The following is a 26,146-nucleotide window of genomic DNA, read 5'->3' on the forward strand; positions in this document are numbered from 1 at the left end:
GGCAGACGACGGACGAACGATAAAGCCAATTACAGAAGCAGGAGCTAACCCGTGGCCCCCAATAAAGACATGAAAATTCTGGTAGTAGACGACCACGAGAGCATGCGACGTATCGTCAAGCAGATTCTGATGGACATCGGCTTCACCAACATTGAGATGGCCGACGACGGCGCCACCGCCTACCCAATGCTGCTTAACGGCAACTTCGATTTTCTGGTGACTGACTGGAACATGCCGCAAATGACCGGTATCGACCTGCTCCGCAAGGTGCGCTCCAACGACACCCTGAAAACCATGCCGGTACTTCTGGTAACTGCAGAAACCAAAAAAGAACAGATTATCGCGGCCGCCCAGGCCGGCGTTAACGACTATGTTGTCAAACCTTTCAACGCCCAAACCCTGAAAACCAAGATCGAGCGCATTTTCGCCAAGCTGGGATAAACCAATTCGCTGACAGGTAGCTACATGCAATTACATAATAACGATACCGCGTCTATCGCTGATGAGGCGCTCGGGGGACTGAAAAGCCACGCCGACAAGCTGATGCATAGCATTCAGCAAAACGATCTGGCCGGGGCAATGGAATCCATCAAGCGCATCAATGCCCTGAAAGAACAGAGTATTTTTAAAGCGTTAGGCGAAATGGCCAGCGGCCTGCGCAAAGCCCTCGCTGACCTGGATCAGTCCCTGCCCGGTGCCGGAGAGATTCAGGAAAAAGACGGTGCGAAAATCGCCCAGGGCCTGACCAAGATTATTCAGCTCACCCACGACGCATCATCGAAAACTCTGGATATGGTGGATAACGGCATCCCCAGCGCCAGTAGTATTGCCGAAGACAGCCGCAACTTCCGCAAACAGATCGACAAAGTGTTGGCCACCTCCAAAATCGATCCGAACACGGCTGCCTTGCTGACCGAGGTAAACGCTCACCTTGAGTCTACCGAGAGCAAGGCTGACCAGCTTGGCGACGGCCTGCGCACTATCCTGATGTCACAGAATTACCAGGACCTCACCAGCCAGGCGCTGCAAAAGATTATCGCCATTATTCAAACGGTAGAGAAAAACCTCAGCACACTGATCAGCTACGCCAATCTGGTTCAGCAGGCCATTCGCCTAAGCGAGAACCCGGAGGAAGCGCACAATATGCAGAAGCGAGACGAGCTGGCTCACTCCCTGGAAGGCTTGAGTGAAGACTCGGACATTCTGGATCAGGGCGATGTGGACGAGTTATTGAACAGCCTGGGATTCTGATTTCACTGGACTGATTTACATAGATAGTCTGAGCTGATGCCAAAGGCCACTATCTGAAACACGCCGTGAACCCATCCATGGGGGCTCGGATGCCGCATCCATGCGGCATACGGTTTCAGATAGCGGCCTTTGGCATTTTTCAGTGTCCCTTGGCATAACTCAACAAAACAATTTTGTTTTGATTCAGGTCATTCAAGATTAATCCCCACCTACCGACATGTATTCAAGCCAGTTTTAAAGCAGTAATAGCAATCGCTTAACGCAGGAACAAGAGTGAAAAATAATCCATCGGTTACCCAGATTGAACGCAAATTAAAGCCCGGCCAGGTCATCGTTTCAAAAACAGACCTGGAAGGTCGCATTACTTACGTCAACAACCCCTTTATTGAAATCTGCGGCTATCGTGAGCAAGAACTGATTGGCTCGCATCACAATATTATTCGTCATCCAGATATGCCTCGGGAGGCATTTACCGACCTTTGGGCACACCTGAAGGCCGGACAACCCTGGACTGGCATGGTGAAAAACCGATGCAAAAACGGTGACCACTACTGGGTGGAGGCCAACGCCAATCCCATTTGGGAAGACGGCAAAATTATCGGTTATATGTCGATGCGCACCCAGCTGGATGATGCAAGAATTGCCACTGCCGAAAAAATATATCGGCAATTTCGGGAAGGCAAAGCCGCGGGATTGCTCATCAAGGCCGGCGGAGTAGTGCCAACTGGTATACGTGGACTAAAACACTCCCTTTCTCGAATAACCCTGTTCAAAAAAATTATCTCGCTCAATATCGCCACAATTGTTCTGGCGCTATCCGGCTTGCTTCTGGCCAGACTGGACAGTTTTCTGAATGCCCCAAAAGCCATCGCTACTGTTTTTAGTATTCTGGCAATTACCGTGATCGGCTATAACACCTGGCTTTTAGCTCGAAAGGTGTTTACGCCACTAAAATCACTGACTCGTAACTGCCATGTGATCGCTTCCGGTGACCTGCGATTCAGTGAAAAACCTGCTAAAAAACACGAACCGGAAATCCAGCAGCTATACCATGCCCTGCAGACCATGCGTGGCAATCTGGCCAGCCTGGTATCAGAGGTACAGGACGCAGGGGTGACGATTGCAAACGCCTCCAAAGAGGTGAATACAACCTCCAACTCACTGAGTTCAGCTTCTTCTGAAGCCGCTGCCGGTGTTGAGCAAACCTCTGCCGCGCTTGAAGAGATACGTGCTTCTATCGGCCAAAACAGTGACAACTCCAACAAAACCATGGAAATAGCCAATCGTTCTGCAGACCTCTGTAAGCAGGGTGGCAAAGCGGTGTCGGAAACTCTCCATGCCATGGAAGAGATCATCAAAAACACGCACATCATTGATGATATTGCCTACAAAACCAATCTGCTCGCTCTCAACGCCAGTATTGAAGCCGCAAGAGCTGGTGAACATGGTAAGGGCTTTGCCGTGGTGGCGCATGAGATCAGCAAACTGGCCGACCGCTCGCAGATAGCTACCCAACAAAATGGCGAAAAAAGCTCCATTAGCATGACCCAGGCAACCAGCACCAACGCAATTCTTGAAGAAATGATTCCAGTAACCCTGATGACCTCAGACCTGATCTCCGATATCGCCAACACATGTATAGAGCAATCTCGTGGAATTGAGCAAATCAGTAACGCCATGAATCAGTTTAACTACGTCACCCAAAACAACGCTGCAGCAAGCGAGGAGCTGGCATCCACTGCTGGCATGCTGAATTCCAGCGCAGACAACCTTATGCGCTATGTCAGCGCTTTTAAAAAGTAACTCCATACTTGCCCCGCGAATTAGGCAATTTACTTGATCGTGGGGCCAACGAAAGTACCCCCACTCAGGTCCAGGCTCTGACTGTCGTCATAAAACCCTGTAAGAATTGCATATACGCACATTGACATATGGATAATCGCATATATGATTAACCATATATGCAGGAGGTCGTATGAACATTACCATTGAACCCAGCCAACTTTTCAAAGCCCTCTCCGACCCAACCCGGCTGCAAATGCTTTTGCTAATCGCCGATCAGGAAGAACTCTGCGTTTGTGAGCTGACAACAGCGCTGGAGGAGAGCCAACCCAAGGTTTCCCGACATCTGGCACAGCTGCGCAAAACCAATATTCTCAGCGACCGGCGCCAGGGCCAATGGGTTTACTACCAGCTCAACAAGGCACTTCCGGGCTGGGCCGTAGAGGTTATTCGAACCACCCTGAAGCACAACCAGGGTTCTATTGAACCGCTCAAAAAACACCTCTGTGGCATGGGTGATCGGCCACAACGGCAAGCCGCCTGCTGCCCCTGAACCGAAAAATTACATTTGAATTCAAAGGAATCGAACAATGACAATCAAAGTAGGCATTAACGGATTTGGCCGTATGGGCAGACTGGCTCTGCGCGCGGCATACGAATGGCCTGACTTCACTTTTGTGCAGATCAATGATCCTGCAGGTAACGCCGAGACGCTCGCCCACCTGCTCAACTTCGACTCCGTGCACGGCACCTGGAACCACAATGCCAGCAGCGATGGCGAACAGATTGTGATCGGTAAAAACCGCATCGCTGTGACTGCCAACAAAACGATCGGCGAAACAGACTGGTCAGGTTGTGACCTGGTAATCGAAGCATCTGGAAAAATGAAAACCAAAGCGCTTTTGCAAACGTACCTTGATCAGGGTGTGAAGCGCGTTGTTGTTACTGCTCCGGTGAAAGAAGAAGGTGTACTGAACGTGGTGATGGGCGTTAACCACCAAGAGTTTGACCCGGAAAAACACCCTGTCGTGACCGCCGCCTCCTGCACCACCAACTGTCTGGCACCGGCGGTAAAAGTGATACACGAGAACATTGGCATCAAGCATGGTTCAATGACCACTATTCACGACCTGACCAACACCCAGACCATTCTGGATGCTCCACACAAGGATCTGCGCCGTGCGCGCGCCTGTGGTATGAGCCTGATCCCGACAACAACCGGATCTGCAACAGCAATTACCCATATTTTCCCGGAATTAAAAGGTCGCCTGAATGGCCACGCAGTAAGGGTGCCACTAGCAAACGCGTCTCTCACCGACTGTGTATTTGAACTGGAGCGGGAGACCACTATTGAAGAGGTAAACGCACTGTTTAAGAAAGCTGCTGACGGTGAGCTCAATGGAATTCTAGGCTACGAGCAGCGCCCATTGGTATCCATCGACTACCGCACCGATCCGCGCTCCAGCATTGTGGATGCCCTTTCCACCATGGTAATCAATGGCACCCAACTCAAAACCTACCTCTGGTACGACAATGAGTGGGGGTATGTGAATCGCACCATGGAACTGGCCAAACTGGTTGGAAATCACTCCTAAGAAAACGGAATTTACAGCATGGCGCTGAACGAGAATATCAGGCAGTACCTGATCATCACCGGCAATTACTGGGCATTTACCCTCACCGACGGGGCCCTGCGCATGTTGGTGGTACTGCATTTTCACCAGCTGGGTTACAGCCCGCTGGCCATCGCTATGCTGTTTCTGTTTTACGAGTTTTTTGGCGTTGTCACCAATCTGGTGGGCGGCTGGCTGGGCGCTCGACTCGGTTTGAACAAAACCATGAATATCGGCCTGCTGTTGCAAGTCGGTGCTCTGCTGATGTTAACCGTTCCTGCCACTTTCTTGACTGTACCCTGGGTAATGGCTGCACAAGCGCTGTCCGGTATTGCCAAAGACCTCAATAAAATGAGTGCCAAGAGCGCAGTTAAAACCCTGGTGCCAGACGATGCCCAGGGTAAGTTGTACAAATGGGTGGCGATTCTTACAGGCTCAAAGAACACCCTGAAAGGTGTCGGCTTCTTTTTAGGCGGTGCCCTGCTCACTCTGTTTGGTTTTGGGAACGCTGTGTTAGCGATGGCACTGGCATTACTGGTGGTCTGGTTATTCAGCCTGGTTACACTGAAAAAAGACCTTGGCAAATCCAAAGCAAAACCTAAATTCACCCAGATTTTTTCCAAAAGTCGCTCAATCAATATTCTCTCTGCGGCACGACTGTTTTTATTTGGCGCAAGGGATGTCTGGTTTGTGGTCGCCCTGCCGGTATTTTTGAGCGCCGCTCTCAACTGGGACCACTGGGCGGTAGGCAGTTTTCTGGCGCTCTGGGTTATAGGTTACGGTGTGATTCAATCACTTGCACCCGCCATTACCCGCAATCGCCACAAACACACACCAGATGGTCGTACTGCATTTGGCTGGGGTGCCACTCTTGCTGTCTCTCCGGCACTCATCGCCACCGGCCTGTGGCTGAACTGGCCTACCGAACAGCTTTTGGTAATCGGACTGATTATTTTTGGAGTTCTTTTTGCCATTAACTCCTCACTGCACAGCTACCTGATTGTGAATTATGCCAACGAAGAACACGCCTCAATGGATGTGGGCTTTTACTATATGGCCAATGCCATGGGGCGTTTAATCGGCACCGTATTGTCCGGCTGGGTCTACCAGTCTGCCGGACTGACGGCGTGCCTTCTGGTTTCTACAGGCTTCGTGGCAATAGCCACATTGATCTCCTGTGCTTTACCGAGAGGTTTACAGCAAAATAACTAGGGCTCTTATCAGCTCGATAATACAGAGCCTACGCAACCTATTATTTGCTTTTTACCCTACCTCACTCACCCAAATTTGAGCTGTTATTCAACCCGTCTATACTATTGAAATACTCAGCATTTATACTGGGTCAGTGAATAACAATACCAACAAAATAACGGACTTGAATTGAATCCAATAGTGTAGCTGTAGGCATAGTGGGAACAGGCTTCGCCACAGCAACAAGGGAGTGAATGCATGAACTTATGGCGATTGCTGTTGTTACTGTTGCCTGTCCATTTTCTGGTGTATCTGCCGGCGAATGCCGAAACAACCCAACCGACACTTCGAATCGCTATACCCGAAGACTATCCACCCTATTATTACCGGGACAAGGATGGCCAGTTTCGTGGTGCATCTTTTGAAATCGCGCAGCTGATTTGCAAGCGCCTTGGCTACCATATCAACGTCAGCCAACTGGATAATATGCGAACCGTGCTCGCCGAAATGGATGCTGGCAGACAGGATCTCAATATTAATCTCACCGCTACCCCTGAGCGTCTGGAAGTGGCACTGTTTACTAAAACACCTCATATCCATGAAGCCCAGAACCTGATTGTTCGAGCTGATACCGATATTAACTTTGACGGGAAATTGGTTCCGCTGGCTCGATATCGGTTCGGCCCGATTTTTGGCTGGACGTACGGGCCACAGTTTGATCAGGCCGCATTTCTGGACAAAAGCTATGTAAATAACTCCAGTGAACAACTGCGCGGCCTGCTATCAGGCCAATTTGATATTGCAGTCAACAATCGAGAGTTTTTTATCTATACCGCCAGGGAAATGGGAGTCACCAGGGCCTTTCGTGTGCTTGATCCCCCTGTTTACAACCTTCCGGTCACCATCGCGGTGTCCCGCCAATACCCGGGAGCAGAAAAGCTGGTCAGCAAGCTTGAGCGAGAAGTAAGCCAACTTATAAAAGAAGATGCTTATCAGGAAATTCTTGCTCGATATGGGTTCATATCCCCTAAGTCGGAAAAGAAATCATAATGAAAATAATGACCCTATCCAGACTAGTTTTTTTCTGTGGCTTCTTTCTGTTTTTTCATAGCGGGATATGTGCGCAGTCTGAAACCGCTATTGAAAATAGCAACCGGATGATTCGACTTATCGAGCTGGTCAAAGAGCTACAGTTTCAGGATGAAGTGCTGACCAGTTCAATGACCACATACTCTTATTCAAAAGAGCCTCAATGGCTGGAGCGCTATGAAAAGGCGGCTGCAAAGTTTGACCAGACATTGGATGACATCAATCGAAATTACAGCGAGCTGGCACCGGAAACGCTTAAACAACTAAATGCAGCCGCAAAAATTCTTTATGAACTTGAACGCAAGGCACTAAAATCCATACAGGACGATCAAGTTCCCACTGCACAGAACCTGCTCAAATCTACCGAATATACAACCAATAAATCAAAGCTTACCCGCTCAACAGTGGAGTTGATTCAATTACTGGAGACCGAACTTGCAAACAAGGTACGGGATCAAACAAATAATCAGTACATTGAATTAACAGAAGAGGAGCAACGCTGGATTACCGCAAATCCCAACGTATTGGTTGGCCAGGAAAAAGATTGGCCACCCTTCAACTACGTTTCTGTCAGTGGTGATTATGTTGGCATTTCGGTGGACTTTCTCAGGCTGATCTCGAGAAAAACAGGCCTGCAATTCCAATTCTCCTCACCCTCCAGTTACGGAGAGCTACATGATCGTTTGCGTAATGGAGAGCTCGATTTAATCGCAGCAGCCTACTACTCCGAAGAACGCAGCCATTACGCGCTGCACACCCCTGCCTACATTATTATTAAAGAGTTCATCTACGTTCGGGAAGGCAGCAAATTTACTCGAATGACAGACCTGAACGGGAAAACCATGGCAATTCCCTCAGGGTATGGAACTATTCCATTAATAAGCAAGGCACTACCTGACACTGAGATTGTACAGACCGAGTCCATTCTAGATGCACTGGAAATGGTGCTATCGGGTAAGGTCGATGCCACAATCGATTCCCAGAGCGTCGTTGAATATTATCTGCAGGAAAATGCGCTTTCCGGATTGCGTTCCTTCCCCAGTGAACTGGACAACAACCCTCTACGTATGTTGGTTAATGGTGATAAGCCAATCCTTGAATCCATACTCACTAAAGCCATCTCCTCAATTACACATACAGAACGCCAGGAGATTCTTTCCAGGTGGCTTCAGCCATCAACGCTGAGTGACAGTAACTTTTCAATACCCGGTAAAAACCTGACAGAATCCGAGCAGGCCTGGTTAAATCAGCATCCGATTATTCGTGTGGGTGTCGACCCAGACTGGCGACCATTTGAATTCGTAAATGAAGATGGAAGATATCGCGGCATGATTGCGGATTACAGCGAAATTGTCGCCAGTCATTTAGGCATTGAATTCAGCCCAAAAACTGACATCAGCTGGTCGGAAGCAGTTGAGCTTGGCAAACAAGGTCAACTGGATCTCTTTCCGGGAATGGTTGACACACCTGAACGCAGGGATAACTTCCTGTTTACTGAGTCTTATTATCAGGTTCCTACGGTAGTAATCACCCGTGCTGATGAAGAGCGATTAGGTAACTTGAGAAACTTTAAGGATCGTACACTGGGGGTCATAGCCAGCTACGCCTCCACCGAATGGGTTCGAACCAATTACCCTGAAGTAAACCTTGTTTACCTGGATAATATCTCTGTGGGTTTACAACAGGTTTCGGAAGGAACCATAGATGCAATTCTGGCCAACAAAATTACTGCTCTCGACAGGGTCAATGAGCTCGCCATAACCAACCTGAAAATTAACTTTCCCACTGAGTTTGAATATGAGCTGGCCTTTGGAGTACGCAATGACTGGCCAGAACTTGTAGGCATACTGAACAAGGTACTTGCCGAGATAACGCCCGCCCAACGGGATGCTATCCGCAATCGATGGGTCAGTATTGATCTGGAAGAAAACACAGCAACTTCCTCCAGTCTCTCAGAAACCAGAATACCGATTCTTCGAATGATCGCCCTGATCATATTAATGGCAGCTGTCTTTCTTGCCATTGCCTGGCTGATAGCTCGCAAGCAGGGAGATATCATTTCCCTTTATCACTCCGGTCGATTGCGGTTTTTCATCGCACTGGGTGTTTGCTCAATATTGATCCTGGTTGTAGGTGTGACGTGGTATTCACTATCCAAGGAAGAACGAATTGCCAGGGAGCGCTCAGGTGAGGCTTTAACTACCGTGTTACAAGCCACTGAAGATACTCTGGTTTACTGGATACGCGGCAAGGAACGCATGATAAACCTCATTGCCAATGAACCTGGACTGAGTACCTTATTTGAATTAACCGGTAAAGATCAAAGTATAAATATTGACAGTAATGAAAAATTGTCCCTTAAGGCGCTATTGAAAAAATCTGTGAGTGATTCTGACAACTGGCAGATTTCAATGGTATTAAAGGACGGCACGGCGGTTTTCGATGACAGTCCCTCTATTGACCACCTCTACTCAAAACTTCAGGAAACTGCATTTACTGGAAAAACTGCCTTCATTCCTCCCCTGCTCCCTCCCGGCAGCAGTGATCCAGCCATGTACTTTGTTGCACCGGTAAATGACTACAAAGGAGAGCCTATTGCTGCTGTAGTCGCGTCTTTTGACCCCAAAGAAGAATTTTCAGACATTTTCAGAAAAGGAAGAATTGGCCAAACCGGGGAGTCTTATGCTGTTAATCCTTATGGCGCAATGATCTCCAAGAGCCGATTTAATGCCCAATTAATTGAATCAGGTCTTCTGAGAAATGACCAGAGTTCCATCCTGAATATTCCATTAACCGTTCCAGATGAAAACTTACCGGCCAGTAAGCGACAGTTTACTGTTGTAGGAGAAGCAATTAGGGCTGGAAAAAGCGGTATTCATCTTGAAGGGGCAAAAGACTACCGAGGCATTTCAACGATAAGTACCTGGCACTGGAACCCTCAGCTGGGAATAGGCATTGTCACTGAAATGGATGAGTCCGAGGCACTTTCAGCCTTCGACATCTCTAGAAAAACTCTCTATGCCGTTGTCGGTATTTCCCTGTTTCTCTCATTGAGCCTCATGGCATTCAGTGCATGGATAGGTGATCGAGCCAACAAGTCACTGGTACACGCTCGTGACGAACTGGAAGATAAGGTGGAAGAGCGCACTGCTGAGCTGGTCGATGCGCGGGAACAGGCGGATCAAGCCAACCAGGCCAAAAGTGACTTCCTCGCTAATATGTCCCATGAAATTCGTACACCTATGAATGCGATCATCGGCATGTCTTATCTTGCCCTGCAAACCGAGCTGGATCGTAAGCAGCGTAATTATGTGCAGAAAGTGCATCGTTCCGCAGAGTCACTGCTTGGCATCATTAATGACATTCTCGACTTTTCAAAGATTGAAGCCGGCAAGCTGGATATTGAAAACGTGGATTTTCGAATCGAGGATGTTTTTGACAACCTGGCAAATCTCGTCGGATTGAAGGCAGAAGAAAAAGGCCTGGAACTGTTGTTTGATCTTCCGGCAGATCTGCCCAGTGCATTGATTGGAGACCCTCTACGCCTGGGGCAAATTCTGGTCAACCTGGGTAATAACGCGGTCAAGTTTACTGACACCGGAGAAGTCATCATTCGCGCTGAAGTTCTTGATCAACAACCTGACTCAGTTTTTCTAAAGTTTTCAGTAAAAGATTCCGGTATAGGTATGTCAGCGGAGCAGCAATCCCGACTATTCCAGTCCTTCTCCCAGGCGGATTCCTCCACAACTCGAAAATATGGCGGCACCGGTTTGGGTTTGGCCATCAGCAAAAGCCTGACTGAAAGAATGGGTGGTGAAATTTGGGTTAACAGCAGCCCGGGGAATGGCAGTGAGTTCATATTTACAGTGAAATTGGGCAAGCAGGAACAGCAGGATGAGCCACTGCGACGGGAATGCCAAACCGTACTTGGGGATATCCGAGTACTCGTGGTTGATGACAATCAATCATCCCGTCATATCCTTACCACCATACTCTCTTCACTTGGAATAGATGTAGATCAGGTGGACAGCGGGCAGGCTGCTCTAGATCAACTGAAAAAACAGACGGATTCTTCAAGTTATCAGGTGCTGCTGATGGACTGGAAAATGGATGGCATGGACGGAGTCGAAACCGCAAGAGTCATTCAGTCCCAAGGTCATTTAAAAGAGTTACCCACTATTATCATGGTGACAGCTTATGGTCGCGAAGAAGCAAAACAAGCCGCTGAAGGCGTCCAAATCAGCAGCTTCCTAAGTAAACCAGTTACACCTTCCAGTTTACTCGATGCCATTATGAGTGGTCTTGGCCGAGGCAGAATATCCGGTACCTCTGCCAGTTACCGAAAAGAAGTTACAGATAAATCAGCAGCCAAATTGCGCGGCGCACGTATTCTCCTGGTTGAAGACAACGAAATAAACCAGGAGTTGGCAGTGGACCTGCTCAGGAACAACGGAATGACCGTAGAAGTTGCCAGCAATGGTCTGGAAGCGATCGAAGCCCTACAAAAGGAAGACTTTGATGGTGTTTTGATGGATTGCCAAATGCCGGTCCTGGATGGCTATGAAGCAACCCGGCAAATCCGTCAGCAGGCTAAATGGGCTGACTTACCGATACTGGCAATGACTGCCAATGCCATGGTTGGGGATCGTGAAAAGGTAGTTACTGCCGGTATGAATGATCACATTGCCAAACCAATCAATGTCGGAGAACTCTTTAATACAATGGCCAAATGGATTACTCCCAGCCAACCTGCCCAGCCACTTACGGCCATTATTTCGAGTGAAACAGATTCAGAAACATTAATCCCGGAGGAGCTACCGGGGATTAACGTTTCAAGAGGCCTTGAAACCACTCAAAACAACAAGGCTCTTTACTTAAAATTATTGAAAAAATTTAAACGTGGTTACCGCGACTTTGAATCCCAGTTCAGGGAAGCACATAAATCCAGAGAAAATAATGACAGTGAACGACTGGCTCACACCCTGAAGGGTGTGGCTGGCAATATTGGCGCAGAGAAGGTACAAGCAGCCGCCGAGGTGTTAGAGGGATACTGCAGGAAGAACGCCTCCGATCAAGAAATTGAAGGGATTCTGGCCTCTTTGAATGCTGAACTATCCTTGACGCTCAACGGCCTTCAATTTCTTGAAAATGAAAAGTCAATCATCACTCAAAATAAAACGGTTGAGGTAATAGACAAAGTTCGCATTAACTCGTTGCTGGAAAAGTTAGATGAACTGCTTTCGGACTCCGACACACTGGCAAATGAAGTACTGGAAGAGTTGCTGGCTGAGCCAGGTATGGGAACATATGAAAACCATCTGACACAGATAGTAAAATCTCTCGAAGATTATGATTTTGATCAGGCTTGTGACTCACTTAACGAACTGAAAGAAGCACTTGCCTAAAATAATGTTGTTGTAACTGGGTAAATGGAATTGACACCAAAGGTGATGTTATGACTGATAGTAAGCAAACTGTACTTGTTGTTGACGATACCCCGGAAAACATTGAGGTATTGGTAAATACTCTCAATCAGGATTACAAGGTCAAGGCCGCGATCAACGGACACAAAGCTCTGGAAGTGGTTCATAAATCCCCTCCCGATATTATCCTTCTCGATATCATGATGCCCGGAATTGACGGTTATCAAGTGTGTGAAACCCTGAAAGCTGACCCAACCACTCGCCATATACCAGTTCTTTTTATCACTGCAAAAATTGGCTTACAGGATGAAATCAAAGGCTTTGAATTAGGTGCCGTCGATTACATCACCAAACCCATTAGCCCACCTATTGTGAAGGCACGGGTAAAAACCCACCTGGCGCTCTACGATCAAAATCGTGTATTGGAAAGAAAGGTGCAACAGCGTACTGAAGAGATTCACGCAACTCGATTGCAAATTATTCAACGACTGGGTCGGGCAGCAGAATATAAAGATGATGACACTGGCCTGCACGTAATACGAATGAGCCACTATGCCCGCATTTTGGGGTTAGCAGCTGGCATGAGCGAGTCCGAAGCCGAGATGCTGTTCAATGCAGCTCCAATGCATGATATTGGGAAGATTGGCATACCGGATAGCATCCTGAAAAAACCAGCCAAGCTCGAAGAAGACGAATTTGATGTCATGAAAACCCATTGTGAGATCGGCGCACAAATTATTGGCGATGATGCATCCGAGCTTTTACAAATGGCCAAAACCATTGCCCTCACCCACCATGAAAAGTGGAACGGCCAAGGTTACCCCAAAGGACTTTCTGGCCAGGATATACCTCGAATCGGTCGTATCGTTGCCATCGCCGATGTCTTTGACGCCCTAACCTCAAAAAGACCTTACAAGGAAGAGTGGCCCGTTGATGATGCCATAGGATTATTGGAAGAATCTGCAGGTGTGCACTTTGACCCGCAGCTGGTAGCACTTTTTAAATCAGTGTTACCTGAAGTTTTGAAAGTTAAGGAGAGATTCTCCTGATAAATATGCCATGTTCAGTTAAGGGTTAATACGTCAGGGTCAATGCACTCCTGCATATATACTACTATGCAGGAGCAAATTAAGAAGACGGCACTTTATCAAATATGTTGAATCAGAAAATCATCTTGATCCAATGATCTGCCGATCAAAGATAGCGTTGCTTCAAGTTTTTCTGTTTCTGCCGGATCGATTATGGTTGATTTGGTTTTGAGGCCTGACATGTGTAAACCCTCATTTCACATAGCCATACAGGTCACGTCATATTGATTTACAACCTTGGTACGTTACATAAATGTACACCAGAATAAGGTGTGGACAACCAAACCCGCTCTACAAGTTAATGACCACTTGTCATAGAGTTACCAAAAATCTGGGGATCGAAGTATCCTTATCTTTCAGAAAGTAGATACTGAGAGCGTTTGGTATTGATACCAGCAGGTCTTTTGAAGGAGTAGACGATGCGTATTTGGCAATTGATTTTTGTAGTAATGTTACTTGGCTGCCAGGATAACATTGAGCACACAGAATCTCCTGATGCGGCACCAGCGCTCTGTACAGAAGCCTGGTTCATCTCGGTTGAGCAAAAAGTGACAACAGGAGATGGCGCTGGTCATGGCCCGGACATAGGTTCAGAGGAGTGGAAGTCAGTAGTGGAATTCAAGTTGAAAGTACGTGGCAATCCAGATGTCCCCGCCCGCAATAGCGAAAGCTGGTGCCGTTACATTGATAACTTGCTCGCCACAAAAGGCGAATCGGATACAACAGTTGATACTAAAAACCCGGTTACCTTCAATCCCTCATTTGATTGCAGCACAGTTTCCCCGGGCAGCATTCCAGCACTTATCTGTGAAAGCCCCACCCTGTCCGGGCTGGATCGTAAACTTGCAGAAGTGTACGCCGCCGCACTAAAAATAGCGGTTAACGAACAGCCACCAACTCTCAAAGCCGAGCAGCGAGGCTGGATCAAGGGGCGTGACGACTGCTGGAAATCGGAAGATAAATTGCAGTGTGTTGAAACACTCTACCTGCGTCGCATAGCCGAGCTGCAAGCCCGCTATCGCCTGGTTTCATTCAAGGGGCCTGTGCGTTATACCTGTGAAGGAAATCCCGCCAATGAAGTGGTAGTGACTTTTTACGACACCGAACCCGCAACTCTCATTGCAGAACGCGGAGACAGTGTCTCTGTAATGTTTCAACAGCCCAGCGCCAGCGGCACCAAATATCAGGGCCGTAATGAGATGTTTTGGGAGCATCAGGAAGAGGCCACGATTGTCTGGGGATATGATGCACCCGAGATGAGTTGCCAGAAAGCCAATTGACGGCAATCTTGGGCTCGCCAGTTTCAACTTGGAATATCTTAGCAGCAAAAATAATCGAAGTTGTGCAGGTTAAATCCAAGGCCTGTACCGCCCCTTTACAGCTGGAAGACCCGGTAGGTTAACGGCCAACCTGATTGGCAATACTTTCAGAAAGCTGGACAAGCAGTTCACGTTGTTTGGCAACTGACTGGCTGTACCCGTCACCTTCCAGTGCTGTGCGATACGAAAATGGCTGTCGGGTTACTTGCACTCCCTCTCCCAACCAGTAAGTACCTGCCAAAATCACTTCCCCACCACTGGTGGGGGCAAAGTGATCAATGTTTAGCTTCAGCCACTTGTTAGCCTGAACCACATCCGGATCATTTACACGAACCAATTGAATGGCCGCTGACCGAAGAAGGTCATCATTTAATACCCTGGCTATGCTGTTAACCAAGGGCTCACCCCACTGGTGACGACTGGAAAAATAAAGCTGGTAATTGTCATCCAGAATGCAAAGTTCGGGCTGTTGCAGATAATTAGCCACTGAAATATCTTTTAGCAACAAATGCTGCTGAACAGGTGCCTTTTCCTGGGATACCCGCGCATCATTATCTAACAGGTAATAGCTAACGGTTAACGGAGAAGAAGCACAACCAGCGGTCAATATAATCAGGCATGTCAGCAACAGTTTTTTCATTAAATCAGCTCCATTATTGTGCAGGCGACCGTCGTGGGATTCTTTCTTCTTCGGACTCAACGCCAAAAATCAGGCTATTGGGTTGCTCTTTCAAAGTTCTCAACAGCGGCTTTAAGTCCAGCAATCGAGTATTAACAGACTCCATGAGCTTAACCAATTCATCGTAACTCGAAGAGCCTTCCGAATAACCCCGGGCTAATACAGATAACGCTTTTAGTGAATCATTTATCTGGGAAATCAACTCTTCCTGATTGGCCTCTTTCAGCATCACCTGCAGATCATTGCCAACTTTACTCAATACTGCCACTGACTCAGTCAACCCTGACATCAAGTCATTGGCTGAACCGGCCAAATCGTCCAGAGGTAATTCGTTGAGTTTGGCAAGCAGCCTTCCCGCTTCGATGGCAATCTGGCTGTAATCATTGGCTCGAACAGGGATCACCGGATAATCGTCAAAACGTTCCACACTGGCTACTTGCAAGTCCGGAAAGTGTTGCAACTCCACATACAGTTGCCCAGTCAATAAATTACCAGTTTGTAATTGAGCTTTTAATCCTTGCCTGGTCCATTGGGAAATTTGCTCCTGAACAAATAACTGATTCTCCCTTGTGTCTTCAAGGCCAAGCTTACCTGGCTGTATAGTGATCAATACCGGAATCTGGTAATCATTAGAAATTACCGTAGGTCTATCAGGCACAGATACATTAATTTCTAAAACCTCCCCAATCTCAAGTCCTCGGTATTGAACCGGCGCACCTACCGATAGTCCTCTTACAGAATCACTTATCAGCAGAATGTAATTCAGACGATAAAGGTATGTGGGGTGGTTTGCTTCTTCCCGATTGGCATATATATGAAACCGTGTCTTGGCATCAATCGGATTTCCTTTCCCTGCTGGCGATAACTCACCAAAACTCACCGCATTCATTAAAAGTGATACCAAACTTTCGGTTTCCACATTCAAACCATCTGCATTTAACGAAACTGACACCCCGCTTGAGTTCCAGAAACGCGTATTGGTATTTATTAATTGATGATAAGGAGCTTCAATAAAAGCACTGTAACGCACTTCGCCGGTATCAAGGCTGTAATCTACATCCTCAATCCTTCCCACTGTCAGCCCTTTATAAATTACCGGGTCACCTACGGTATATTCAAAACGATCTTCACTGATCAATGCCACGTGAAGCCCAGGCGTACCCGCTGGCGTAATTGGAGGATGATCCAAAGCGATAAAATTGCGTTGTTCTTCGCCTTCATAGCCTGGCGACCACTCTATATAAACCCCGGAAAGCAAGGTATTTAAGCCCGACACCCCACTGCTCGTTACACGTGGCGAAACCACCCAGAATTGGGCTTCTTCCGTTAGCAGGTCAGAGACCTCATTGTCGAGCTGGGCGCTAACAATGACCTTGCTGTAATCATCACTGAGCTGGATATCCGTCACGACGCCCACATCCACATCGCGAATCCTGACCTTGGTTTTATCCACTTCAAGCCCTGAGGCAGTCTGGCACTCAATGGTGATTGTGGCCCCCTTGTCGAGCCACTGCTGCAACAAAATCCATAGACAAAAAACTAATGCCAGAATTGGCAAAAGCCAGGCTACGGAAATACCGCGTTTTTTGGATACTTTAGCGAGCAATCTATTAACTCCCCTTCTGAACCTGCAACCAGATCAATCTGGTATTAAACTGCAATGTGACAAACATAGTGAGTATAACCATCAGCGCAAATGACATAACTGCCGGCCCAGGATAGATTGTGATCGCATTGTCAAATTGCACCAGAGCTACCAATACCGACACCACAAATACATCTATCATAGACCAGCGGCCTATAGCCTCGACCCACTTGTAAAGTGACAACCGCTGATCCGGCCGACTAAAGCTTCCTACCTGAATCGAATAGGTTAAAAAGCTCAAGATAATAATCTTGACCAGAGGCACAATCACACTCGCAACCAGAATCACTGATGCTATGAGGTACGAACCTTCATCCCAAAGAACAACAGCCCCACCGATGATTGTATTAGGATCACTTCGCCCAAATAATGTCGTACTCATGATGGGGAGCGTATTGGCAGGAATAAACAAAATTGCTGATGCTATCAATAAAGCCCAGATACTCTGGGTATTGCCACTGGATTCATGCCTCTTGAGCTGGACACCCAGTCGCTGTCGCAACTGCCAATCATCGTATTGCAATAGAGTCATCACCATCAGAATGGTAAAAAACAGATAGGTGTAAAAAGAGGTACCAAATCCCACATCCGCCAGTGAGGAAATCTTTACCAGACTCACCAACACCCCGATCAGGAAAATCTCCGCCATCCCCCAGGGGTGCAATCGCTCTATTAAATTCAACACCTGCCCTGAATACTTCGGTGCAGGTTGGCCAAGCAACAGAGGCACCGCCAGATACAAAATCCCGGTCAAAATCAATGAGGGAATAGCGAATACTATTAACACCTGAATGACCGCCAGCAACCAGTAGCCCTGCTCCAGCATTGTGCTAATACCACCCGCCAATCTCATTACATGGCTTTGCCCTGTTGCACTGAGTGACAGAAACTGAAATGGCCACGATGCCGCAAGCATGATTAATGCGGCGATAGAATACGCCACCAGGTTTTGCAGGAATCGCTTATTGTAGCCCGTCAAATGAGATGAGCAGCGACTGCAATGAACCTGCTCATGATGCTCAAGTGGCGGAAACCGCTGATGTAGCCCACAGAATGGACACTCTATTTCATGCACGCCGGTCTATGACCTCTGATTAAGACTGGAGTCAGGTATCAAATTTGAGTAACAACTGACCAGTATTCAAGCAGAAACCACTATAGCGTAAGTTTTCTGTGATCAGCTATTGATGGATGCCCAAAATGGGAGAAGTTACCGTGCGTAACCCATAACAACGTGAATGCTTTGATTGTGTTTTATCAATGCTGATTTAAGGAAGTAGAAACAAAAAACCCGGCCGAAGCCGGGTTTCTATTTGTGGCGGTGAGGGAGGGATTACATACCTGCAGCCTTTAGGCTGCAAACACCCCTGCGGGGCTTCGTCGCTTCGCTCCTCGTGCAAAATGCTCAGCCGCATTTTGTCGAACCCGGCGAGGCTTCTCACCCTCCACTCACGCACAAAAAAGCCCAGCTTGCGCTGGGCTTTGATTGTGGCGGTGAGGGAGGGATTACATGCCTGCAGCCTTTAGGCTGCAAACACCCCTGCGGGGCTTCGTCGCTTCGCTCCTCGTGCAAAATGCTCAGCCGCATTTTGTCGAACCCGGCGAGGCTTCTCACCCTCCACTCACGCACAAAAAAGCCCAGCTTGCGCTGGGCTTTGATTGTGGCGGTGAGGGAGGGATTACATGCCTGCAGCCTTTAGGCTGCAAACACCCCTGCGGGGCTTCATCGCTTCGCTCCTCGTGCAAAATGCTCAGCCGCATTTTGTCGAACCCGGCGAGGCTTCTCACCCTCCACTCACGCACAAAAAAGCCCAGCTTGCGCTGGGCTTTGATTGTGGCGGTGAGGGAGGGATTCGAACCCTCGATACGTTGCCGTATACACACTTTCCAGGCGTGCTCCTTCGACCACTCGGACACCTCACCGTGTAAAACTAAATTGTGCTTTTGAGAACCCACGAAATCGCACGTCGTGCTCGTTACTCAGGCTTACGCCTTCGCCCTTCGGGTCGCCTACGCTTTGCTTCGGCGCTCTCTCGGTGAGACCTCGAGTCGACCACTCGGACACCTCACCGTGTAAAACTAAATTGTGCTTTCGAGAACCCACGAAGTCGCACGTCGTGCTCGTTACTCAGGCTTACGCCTTCGCCCTTCGGGTCGCCTACGCTTTGCTTCGGCGCTCTCTCGGTGAGACCTCGAGTCGACCACTCGGACACCTCACCGTTTCTCTTTCAGTCATATCAACAGCTCGACTGGAAGAGGCGCGCACTTTACACAACTGCGCCCTCAAAATCAACGTTACCAAGCGGTGAAGAATTGATCAGGAGATACAGCTGGTACTGGCTTCAATCTGCCCTTTGGGGTACCCAGGTAAAGGAAACCGACAATCTGTTCATTTTCAGCCAGGCCAAGTCCCGTTTTGACCACTTCATTGTAAGCAAAGTCGCCGGTTCGCCACATGGCGCCAATCCCTTGGGCATGGGCAGCGTTTAGCATGTTCTGGACCGCGCAGCCTGTTGAGATAAGCTGCTCAACCTCAGGAACCTTCGGGTCGTCGTGAATAGAGGCAATGGCTACGATAATCATTGGTGCGCGGTGGGGCTTGGCAGCCCAACTGGCCCTCTCCGCCTCGGACATTGGCTCATTGGGGTTGGTTTTGGACTGGACAAAGAGTTCCCCGAGCCGGTCAAGACCTTCACCCTCAATAACAAGGAAGCGCCAGGGCTGCAGCAGCCTGTGATCAGCCGCTCGCAGGGCAGCTCGCTGGATATTCAGCAGCACTTCCCCCTCGGGAGCCGGCGCCTCCAAAGATGGTACTGAGACACGGTTGTGCAAAACTTCTAAAGCTTTCATAGACTTATTCACTAACAAAGAACAAAATAGTGGCTCGAATGATACCTGATTTCATTCTCGCGATAGTAAGCCAAGCAGAAGAGTGATACATAATCACCCGGTGCAGAATAACAATGAACATGAAAGAACAGACTCTGACGTCGCCCCAACCCACAATTACTGACATCCGTCACGGGATTCAGGATGTGTTTCGCGCGCTAGCCAGTCTTGCTGTATTGGCCATTTTGATCCTGAAAAGTGACAGCTCTTTGGGAATGGCCACAATTACATTGTGTATTGCCATTGCCAGTTATGCGTTGATTAGCCAGATAATCCTGAAGTTCTCCAAACCCGAACACCGGGATATGACCTACCACATCAGTGGTGTTCTTGATTTCCTGATGATGGGCCTGTTTTTGGCCTACACCAACTTTTCGCTACTTCCAACCGGCCTGCTTCTTCTAATGAGCCTGCATTGCGCATTTAGCAGTGGTGGACTGCTGCGAGGCCTCGAAGCAGCAGCGGCACTCGCGACCGGTGCCGGCTTGTATGCCTTGCAATATAACCTCAATTTCGAGTCGGAGTTATCTGCAAATTACGGGCTGGTTGCTGCAGTTACATTTGGCCTCTACCTTTTTATCTCCAGCCTCTACTCCTATGGCAGCAGCCAGTTTTTGCGCCAGCAGATACAGAGCCTTAGCCAGCAAATGTTGCAACTGAAGCTTCGCACCTACAAACTCTCGAAATATCTGTCCCCTGCCCTGCGCAAGGAGATCCTGTCTGGCAAAGAGGTAAAACTGGAAACTCAACGCAAAAAATTGACGATTTTCTTTTCAGACATCAAAGGGTTCAGCGAACTGGCTGAGGAAATGGAAGCGGAAGCACTGACTGCCCTGCTCAATAATTACCTGACCGAGATGTCTGACATCGCCCTGAAGTTTGGAGCCACCATCGATAAATTTATCGGCGATGGCATGATGGTGTTTTTTGGTGACCCCAACAGCCGTGGCGCCAAGACCGACTGTGTAGCCTGTGTTTCCATGGCAATTGCCATGAAGAAGCACATGAAGGCACTGCAACTGCGCTGGGCCAACCAGGGCATTCAGAAACCCCTGGAAATTCGCATGGGTATCAACACCGGTTACTGCACTGTAGGTAACTTCGGTACAGAAAATCGCCTTGACTACACCCTCCTCGGAACCGAAGTAAACCTTGCCAGTCGCTTGGAATCTGCCGCCCAACCGGGTGAAATTCTGATCTCGCACGAGTGCTACTCGCTGGTTAAGGATGTGATCGTCTGTGAGGATAAAGGCGAAATTAATGTGAAAGGTTACCAGCACCCGGTCAAAGTCTACTCCGCGCTGGACATGCGCAAGAATCTTGGCAAAGACCAGACCTACTTCGAACACGCAACCGACGGCTTTTCGGTCTATATGGATCTCGACAAGATCAATAACTACGACAAAGATCGCATTCTGAAGTCACTGAAACAGGCAGCAATCAGGCTGGAAAAGCAGAAAATCTAACCCAGCCTGACTCCCCCCCCTTTTTATTAATGAAGGGTTAATGACGAGTTACTGTCGAGTTACTGTCGAGACAAACGCCAGCTCGGTGGCTGGGTTTTGTGGGTACTACGCCAGGGATTAATATCCAGGCCGCCACGGCGAGTATAGCGAGCGTACACATCCAGCTGCTCTGGTGAACAACGCGCCATAATCTCGGTAAATACCCGCTCTACGCACTGCTCGTGAAAGTCCTGCTGCTCGCGAAATGACACGATGTATTTCAGCAGTCCTTCCCGACAAATTTTCGCACCGCGATATTGAATGTAAATGCTCGCCCAATCCGGCTGGCCGGTAACCGGGCAGTTTGATTTCAGCAGGTGACTGTGAAGAGTCTCTTCAACCAGCTCACCACCATCCGTGCACTTGAGAAAATCCGGGTTGGGTTTGTAGCAATCAATATCGGTATCGATATCATCGACACACTCGCCCTGCAGCTCAGCTACACCAGTGCGGCCATACTCGCTCAGGGTGAACAATCGCACTGCCACTTCCCCATTGGCGCATTCACTCAAATCTTTCTGAAGCAGACGGCGCACCTCACCCCAACTTTCAAAACGGGACTGATTGAATGAGTTCAGGTACAACTTGAATGACTTTGACTCAATGATTGACTCACTGTCAGCTGGAACCACAAATTCAGCAATAGCCACTTGCGGTTTACCACGACTGTTCAACCAAGACAGTTCAAAGCCGGTCCACAGATCCGAACCGACAAACTGCTGCTCCCGCCCCTCAATACCCAGCTCGGCACGTCCAAGCGCCCTTGGGATCGGTGTAAGCAGACTTACATCATATTGCGATACATATTCCGTCTGTTTACCTAGGTGTAACTTGGATAAATCTGTCATTACTTTTCTTGACTCTTTCCCTGCTCTTTAACTGCGCAACCGAGTGCCGTTTTCAAGCTGATACAACGCGACCCAGAACAGGCCGATACTGAAAATTATTACCATTACGAACGCCCAGGTTACGTCGATATCGGACACTCCGAGCACGCCATAACGGAACGCATTCACCATGTACAAGACCGGGTTTGCCATCGATACACCCTGCCAGAAGTTCGGCAGCAAACTTATTGAGTAAAACACTCCACCCAGGTAAGTCAGCGGCGTCAGTACAAATGTCGGTATGATCGATATGTCATCAAAGTTACGAGCAAATACCGCATTGATAAAACCCGCCAGCGAAAACATGATCGACGTACAAAGTACAATACCTATGGTTACGCCCAAATGCGTCACCTGCAGGTCAGTAAAGAACAGCGACAGCAACGTCACAATAAAGCCCACCGACAGGCCTCGAGCCACACCACCAACACAGAACCCCAGCAAGATAATGTAATGGGGAACCGGCGACACCAGCATCTCTTCGACACTGCGCTGGTACTTGGTACTGAAGAACGATGACACCACATTGGAATACGAGTTGGTGATTACCGACATCATAATCAACCCGGGCACCACAAACTCCATATAGCTGAAACCGGCCATCTCGCCAATGCGCGGGCCAATTAATGTGCCAAAGATAATAAAGTAGAGACTAATGGTAATTGCCGGCGGCAACAGGGTTTGCATCCAGATGCGAGTAAACCGGCGAATCTCTTTGGTAACGATGGTTTGAAAAGCGATCCATTGAGCCTTGGCGTTCATTGTGCCGCCTCCTTACCACTGTTAGTCATCGACACAAACATCTCCTCAAGGCGATTGGCTTTGTTGCGCATACTCTGCACCTGAATGCCCTGCTCGCTCAGCGCTGAAAACACCGCATTGAGGGACTGCCCCTTTTCAATTTCCACTTCGATATGACAACCGTCATCTTCATTAACCAGTCGCGCCTGAAAACCGGGAATCTTCGGCAGCTCGACCAGCTGATCCGCCACATCGAGCACAAACACCTCTTTATTCAACTGTCGCAACAGCGCTCTGATACTTGTGTTCTGTACGATTTTGCCATGGTCAATAATGGCGATATTGCGGCACAGACTCTCCGCCTCTTCCAGATAGTGGGTGGTCAGGATAATCGTGGTTCCGCTGGCATTCAGCTCGCGCAGAAACTCCCACATGGAACGGCGAAGCTCGATATCCACCCCTGCAGTCGGCTCATCCAGGATCAGCAGCCTGGGCTCGTGAATCATTGCGCGGGCAATCATCAGGCGACGCTTCATACCACCCGAGAGCATGCGTGAGACACTTTTACGCTTCTCCCACAGCCCCAGCAAACGCAGGTACTTCTCTGCCCGCTCGGCAGCCACAGAGGGCGACAGGCCAAAGTAACCGGCCTGATTAATCAGAATGTCGTAAACCTTCTCGAACTGGTTGAAATTGAATTCCTGGGGTACGACACCGATGTGTTGCTTGGCCAGGGAGAAGTTCTCATCAATATCCTGACCAAAAATCTCCACCTTGCCGCTCGTTTTCCGCACCAGCGAACAGATGATTCCAATAGAGGTGGACTTACCTGCACCATTGGGTCCAAGCAACGCAAAAAAGTCGCCGGGCTGAACCTCCAGACTGATGCCCTTCAGCGCCTCAAAACCGTTACCGTACACCTTCTGCAAATCGGTAATCTTAAGAGCTGCCGTCATTGAATTTGCCTTATTGTCATAGCGTTAAACACATCTTCCGATGCGATAAAGGGCGCAAAGTATAACGCACTCTGCGTGATGAATTCGGCAATGCAAAAAGGCGCAGACCTTTCGATCTGCGCCTTTCTGGAATTTGGAGCGGGAAACGAGGTTCGAACTCGCGACCTCAACCTTGGCAAGGTTGCGCTCTACCAACTGAGCTATTCCCGCATGGCATCCCGTAGGGGAGTCGAACCCCTGTTACCGCCGTGAAAGGGCGGTGTCCTAGGCCTCTAGACGAACGGGACACGGTGCTTATGCAAGCATCTTCGTTAGAGTTCAATGCCATCTCCAAAAGGAAATTGGAGCGGGAAACGAGGTTCGAACTCGCGACCTCAACCTTGGCAAGGTTGCGCTCTACCAACTGAGCTATTCCCGCATGGCATCCCGTAGGGGAGTCGAACCCCTGTTACCGCCGTGAAAGGGCGGTGTCCTAGGCCTCTAGACGAACGGGACACTGAACTCTCTAATTTGATTCAACCGCGTTGGCGGCGTCATCAACGAAGAGGCGCGCATTCTATGAACCAGACAAAAAGCTGTCAACACTTTTCTGTAATAATTCACGATGTTTATCAACATCTTGCGCTCCTGCTTATTACTTATACAGGAATGTGCCCCCAAGCCAAGGATTTACCCAGGTACAAAGGTTCTAACTCTATGACACTTTGGAATTTCCATCTATTCCTGAGTTCGTTATAGCATGGCTTACTATTTTTGCCCCAAACAAACACAAACACTATGACCAAGCCATCAATACCAAAATCCAACAAACTGGCAAATGTCTGCTACGACATCCGTGGCCAGATACATGAGCACGCTCACCGGCTGGAAGAAGAAGGCTGCCGAATCCTGAAGCTGAATATCGGTAACCCCGCCCCTTTTGGACTCTTTGCTCCCGATGAAATCATTCATGATGTAATCCACAACCTGCCCAAAGCACAGGGATATGGCCAATCCAAAGGCCTGTACAGTGCCCGTAAAGCGATCATGCAGCGCTGCCAGCTCCAGGGAATAAAAGGGGTCACTGTCGATGATATCGTTATCGGTAACGGTGTCAGTGAAATGATTGTCATGGCGATGCAGGCGCTGCTGAATGACGGCGACGAGATCTTGATCCCCGCCCCAGACTACCCACTGTGGACGGCCGCTGTCTCACTGGCTGGCGGAAAGCCAGTTCACTACCTGTGTGATGAAGAAAATGGCTGGCAACCCAACCTGGAAGACATTAATAGCAAGATCACTGATCGCACTCGGGGCATTGTGGTTATCAACCCCAACAACCCTACTGGAGCCGTATACAGTGAAGACGTTCTCGAAGACCTGGTGCAGATTGCTCGGGAAAGAGATTTGATTGTCTTTGCCGATGAAATTTATGACCAGATTCTCTATGACGGTGCCGTACATACGCCCCTGGCAACACTGGCAACTGATATTGTCTGTCTCACTTTTAACGGTTTGTCCAAGACCCACAGAATGGCGGGGTTTCGATCCGGCTGGTTGATTGTCAGTGGAGACCGGCAAAGAGCTAATGGTTATTTCTCCGGAATAGAAACACTGGCATCAATGCGCCTCTGTGCCAACGTACCGGCAATGTTTGCTGTTCAGACCGCTTTGGGGGGCTATCAAAGCATTGATGATCTGACAAAACCCGGAGGCAGGCTATATGAACAACGTGAATTGGCCTGGCGAAAGCTAAACGATATTCCCGGTGTCAGCTGCGTAAAGCCTATGGGCGCTTTGTATCTTTTCCCGAGACTGGACCCCGATGTCTACCCAATAGAAAGCGATGAACAGCTGATACTCGACCTTTTGACACAGGAGCACATCCTGCTGGTGCAAGGTACGGCCTTCAACTGGCCAAAGCCAGATCACTTTCGGATTGTTTTTTTGCCAACCGTGGAAGACTTATCAGAAGCCATTGACCGATTGGGCCAGTTCTTGGCGCGATATCGCAAATAGCATCTCCCAGGGTCTGTTGCACACCAGAAACGGTGACACATTAGTGTCACCTTTCAGTAATAGACTCCCGGCCGAAGTATTGAGGTACCA

The 26,146-nt window shown here is 48.7% G+C and carries 19 protein-coding genes and 5 tRNA genes; 12 read left to right on the forward strand and 12 right to left on the reverse strand.

What is annotated here, in order from left to right; translation table 11 throughout:
* Positions 1 to 69: 69 nt before the first annotated feature.
* From QP938_07795 to QP938_07840, 10 genes are all read left to right on the forward strand, one after another.
* On the forward strand, positions 70 to 441 hold the full coding sequence (locus QP938_07795; protein WIO75637.1) for a response regulator: 372 nt from the start codon (positions 70 to 72) through the stop codon (positions 439 to 441).
* 24 nt (positions 442 to 465) lie between these two features.
* Complete coding sequence (locus tag QP938_07800) at positions 466 to 1,251, forward strand: protein phosphatase CheZ (GenBank protein ID WIO73215.1); 786 nt, start codon at positions 466 to 468, stop codon at positions 1,249 to 1,251.
* 273 nt (positions 1,252 to 1,524) lie between these two features.
* On the forward strand, positions 1,525 to 3,054 hold the full coding sequence (locus tag QP938_07805; protein WIO73216.1) for a PAS domain-containing methyl-accepting chemotaxis protein: 1,530 nt from the start codon (positions 1,525 to 1,527) through the stop codon (positions 3,052 to 3,054).
* Between the two features lie 172 nt (positions 3,055 to 3,226).
* Positions 3,227 to 3,586 (forward strand): metalloregulator ArsR/SmtB family transcription factor, encoded by a 360-nt coding sequence (locus QP938_07810; GenBank protein ID WIO73217.1) that lies wholly within the window; start codon positions 3,227 to 3,229, stop codon positions 3,584 to 3,586.
* A 37-nt stretch (positions 3,587 to 3,623) separates the two neighbouring features.
* The gene (locus QP938_07815; protein ID WIO73218.1) at positions 3,624 to 4,628 is read left to right on the forward strand and encodes an ArsJ-associated glyceraldehyde-3-phosphate dehydrogenase; all 1,005 of its coding nucleotides are present in this window, start codon (positions 3,624 to 3,626) and stop codon (positions 4,626 to 4,628) included.
* Between the two features lie 18 nt (positions 4,629 to 4,646).
* Entirely contained in the window at positions 4,647 to 5,858 is a 1,212-nt protein-coding gene (arsJ, locus tag QP938_07820) for an organoarsenical effux MFS transporter ArsJ (protein ID WIO73219.1), read from the forward strand.
* 237 nt (positions 5,859 to 6,095) lie between these two features.
* Complete coding sequence (locus tag QP938_07825) at positions 6,096 to 6,887, forward strand: transporter substrate-binding domain-containing protein (GenBank protein WIO73220.1); 792 nt, start codon at positions 6,096 to 6,098, stop codon at positions 6,885 to 6,887.
* 107 nt (positions 6,888 to 6,994) lie between these two features.
* On the forward strand, positions 6,995 to 12,331 hold the full coding sequence (locus tag QP938_07830; protein ID WIO73221.1) for a transporter substrate-binding domain-containing protein: 5,337 nt from the start codon (positions 6,995 to 6,997) through the stop codon (positions 12,329 to 12,331).
* Positions 12,332 to 12,381: 50 nt separating this feature from the next.
* Positions 12,382 to 13,398 carry a two-component system response regulator gene (locus QP938_07835; protein WIO73222.1) on the forward strand — a complete coding sequence of 339 codons (1,017 nt, stop codon included), beginning with the start codon at positions 12,382 to 12,384 and terminating at the stop codon, positions 13,396 to 13,398.
* Positions 13,399 to 13,856: 458 nt separating this feature from the next.
* Entirely contained in the window at positions 13,857 to 14,717 is an 861-nt protein-coding gene (locus QP938_07840) for an MliC family protein (protein WIO73223.1), read from the forward strand.
* A gap of 118 nt (positions 14,718 to 14,835) precedes the next feature.
* Here the strand turns inward: QP938_07840 and QP938_07845 are convergent, their stop codons facing one another.
* From QP938_07845 to QP938_07865, 5 genes are all read right to left on the reverse strand, one after another.
* Positions 14,836 to 15,396, reverse strand: a complete 561-nt coding sequence (locus tag QP938_07845; GenBank protein WIO73224.1) for a PqiC family protein — start codon at positions 15,394 to 15,396, stop codon at positions 14,836 to 14,838.
* 13 nt (positions 15,397 to 15,409) lie between these two features.
* Positions 15,410 to 17,041 carry an intermembrane transport protein PqiB gene (pqiB, locus tag QP938_07850; GenBank protein ID WIO73225.1) on the reverse strand — a complete coding sequence of 544 codons (1,632 nt, stop codon included), beginning with the start codon at positions 17,039 to 17,041 and terminating at the stop codon, positions 15,410 to 15,412.
* Between the two features lie 4 nt (positions 17,042 to 17,045).
* A complete protein-coding gene (locus tag QP938_07855) occupies positions 17,046 to 18,023 on the reverse strand; it encodes a paraquat-inducible protein A (protein ID WIO73226.1) in 978 nt (325 codons plus the stop codon).
* Positions 18,024 to 18,915: 892 nt separating this feature from the next.
* A tRNA-Ser gene (locus QP938_07860) sits at positions 18,916 to 19,003 on the reverse strand.
* Positions 19,004 to 19,375: 372 nt separating this feature from the next.
* Positions 19,376 to 19,930: a nitroreductase family protein gene (locus QP938_07865; GenBank protein ID WIO73227.1), complete on the reverse strand. Its 555-nt coding sequence runs from the start codon at positions 19,928 to 19,930 to the stop codon at positions 19,376 to 19,378.
* Positions 19,931 to 20,043: 113 nt separating this feature from the next.
* Between QP938_07865 and QP938_07870 the strand changes: the two genes are divergently transcribed.
* Positions 20,044 to 21,435, forward strand: a complete 1,392-nt coding sequence (locus QP938_07870; GenBank protein ID WIO73228.1) for an adenylate/guanylate cyclase domain-containing protein — start codon at positions 20,044 to 20,046, stop codon at positions 21,433 to 21,435.
* A 59-nt stretch (positions 21,436 to 21,494) separates the two neighbouring features.
* On the opposite strand, the gene queF is transcribed toward QP938_07870, so the two are convergent.
* From queF to QP938_07905, 7 genes are all read right to left on the reverse strand, one after another.
* Positions 21,495 to 22,322 carry an NADPH-dependent 7-cyano-7-deazaguanine reductase QueF gene (queF, locus tag QP938_07875; protein ID WIO73229.1) on the reverse strand — a complete coding sequence of 276 codons (828 nt, stop codon included), beginning with the start codon at positions 22,320 to 22,322 and terminating at the stop codon, positions 21,495 to 21,497.
* A 27-nt stretch (positions 22,323 to 22,349) separates the two neighbouring features.
* The gene (locus QP938_07880) at positions 22,350 to 23,123 is read right to left on the reverse strand and encodes an ABC transporter permease (GenBank protein ID WIO73230.1); all 774 of its coding nucleotides are present in this window, start codon (positions 23,121 to 23,123) and stop codon (positions 22,350 to 22,352) included.
* On the reverse strand, positions 23,120 to 24,058 hold the full coding sequence (locus QP938_07885) for an ABC transporter ATP-binding protein (GenBank protein ID WIO73231.1): 939 nt from the start codon (positions 24,056 to 24,058) through the stop codon (positions 23,120 to 23,122). Before QP938_07885 ends, QP938_07880 begins: the two co-directional genes overlap by 4 nt.
* A 134-nt stretch (positions 24,059 to 24,192) precedes the next feature.
* Positions 24,193 to 24,268, reverse strand: a tRNA-Gly gene (locus QP938_07890).
* A gap of 1 nt (position 24,269) precedes the next feature.
* Positions 24,270 to 24,345, reverse strand: a tRNA-Glu gene (locus QP938_07895).
* Between the two features lie 55 nt (positions 24,346 to 24,400).
* Positions 24,401 to 24,476 (reverse strand) — tRNA-Gly (locus tag QP938_07900).
* A gap of 1 nt (position 24,477) precedes the next feature.
* A tRNA-Glu gene (locus tag QP938_07905) sits at positions 24,478 to 24,553 on the reverse strand.
* A 282-nt stretch (positions 24,554 to 24,835) separates the two neighbouring features.
* Here QP938_07905 and QP938_07910 point away from each other — a divergent pair.
* Positions 24,836 to 26,056, forward strand: a complete 1,221-nt coding sequence (locus QP938_07910; protein WIO73232.1) for a pyridoxal phosphate-dependent aminotransferase — start codon at positions 24,836 to 24,838, stop codon at positions 26,054 to 26,056.
* The last annotated feature ends 90 nt before the right edge of the window (positions 26,057 to 26,146 follow it).

This window comes from Porticoccaceae bacterium LTM1 (genome assembly GCA_030252795.1).
Taxonomy (GTDB): Bacteria; Pseudomonadota; Gammaproteobacteria; order Pseudomonadales; family Porticoccaceae; genus SCSIO-12696.

What these genes read in the sequence shown, in the direction of transcription:
- QP938_07910 (WIO73232.1), top strand. Translation starts at nt 24,836, where the DNA reads ATGACCAAGCCATCAATACCAAAATCCAACAAACTGGCAAATGTCTGC.
- QP938_07845 (WIO73224.1), bottom strand. Translation starts at nt 15,396, where the DNA reads ATGAAAAAACTGTTGCTGACATGCCTGATTATATTGACCGCTGGTTGT.
- QP938_07815 (WIO73218.1), top strand. Translation starts at nt 3,624, where the DNA reads ATGACAATCAAAGTAGGCATTAACGGATTTGGCCGTATGGGCAGACTG.
- QP938_07885 (WIO73231.1), bottom strand. Translation starts at nt 24,058, where the DNA reads ATGACGGCAGCTCTTAAGATTACCGATTTGCAGAAGGTGTACGGTAAC.
- QP938_07880 (WIO73230.1), bottom strand. Translation starts at nt 23,123, where the DNA reads ATGAACGCCAAGGCTCAATGGATCGCTTTTCAAACCATCGTTACCAAA.
- arsJ (WIO73219.1), top strand. Translation starts at nt 4,647, where the DNA reads ATGGCGCTGAACGAGAATATCAGGCAGTACCTGATCATCACCGGCAAT.
- QP938_07870 (WIO73228.1), top strand. Translation starts at nt 20,044, where the DNA reads ATGAACATGAAAGAACAGACTCTGACGTCGCCCCAACCCACAATTACT.
- QP938_07800 (WIO73215.1), top strand. Translation starts at nt 466, where the DNA reads ATGCAATTACATAATAACGATACCGCGTCTATCGCTGATGAGGCGCTC.
- QP938_07810 (WIO73217.1), top strand. Translation starts at nt 3,227, where the DNA reads ATGAACATTACCATTGAACCCAGCCAACTTTTCAAAGCCCTCTCCGAC.
- QP938_07795 (WIO75637.1), top strand. Translation starts at nt 70, where the DNA reads ATGAAAATTCTGGTAGTAGACGACCACGAGAGCATGCGACGTATCGTC.
- QP938_07825 (WIO73220.1), top strand. Translation starts at nt 6,096, where the DNA reads ATGAACTTATGGCGATTGCTGTTGTTACTGTTGCCTGTCCATTTTCTG.
- QP938_07840 (WIO73223.1), top strand. Translation starts at nt 13,857, where the DNA reads ATGCGTATTTGGCAATTGATTTTTGTAGTAATGTTACTTGGCTGCCAG.
- queF (WIO73229.1), bottom strand. Translation starts at nt 22,322, where the DNA reads ATGACAGATTTATCCAAGTTACACCTAGGTAAACAGACGGAATATGTA.
- QP938_07865 (WIO73227.1), bottom strand. Translation starts at nt 19,930, where the DNA reads ATGAAAGCTTTAGAAGTTTTGCACAACCGTGTCTCAGTACCATCTTTG.
- QP938_07835 (WIO73222.1), top strand. Translation starts at nt 12,382, where the DNA reads ATGACTGATAGTAAGCAAACTGTACTTGTTGTTGACGATACCCCGGAA.
- QP938_07830 (WIO73221.1), top strand. Translation starts at nt 6,995, where the DNA reads ATGATTCGACTTATCGAGCTGGTCAAAGAGCTACAGTTTCAGGATGAA.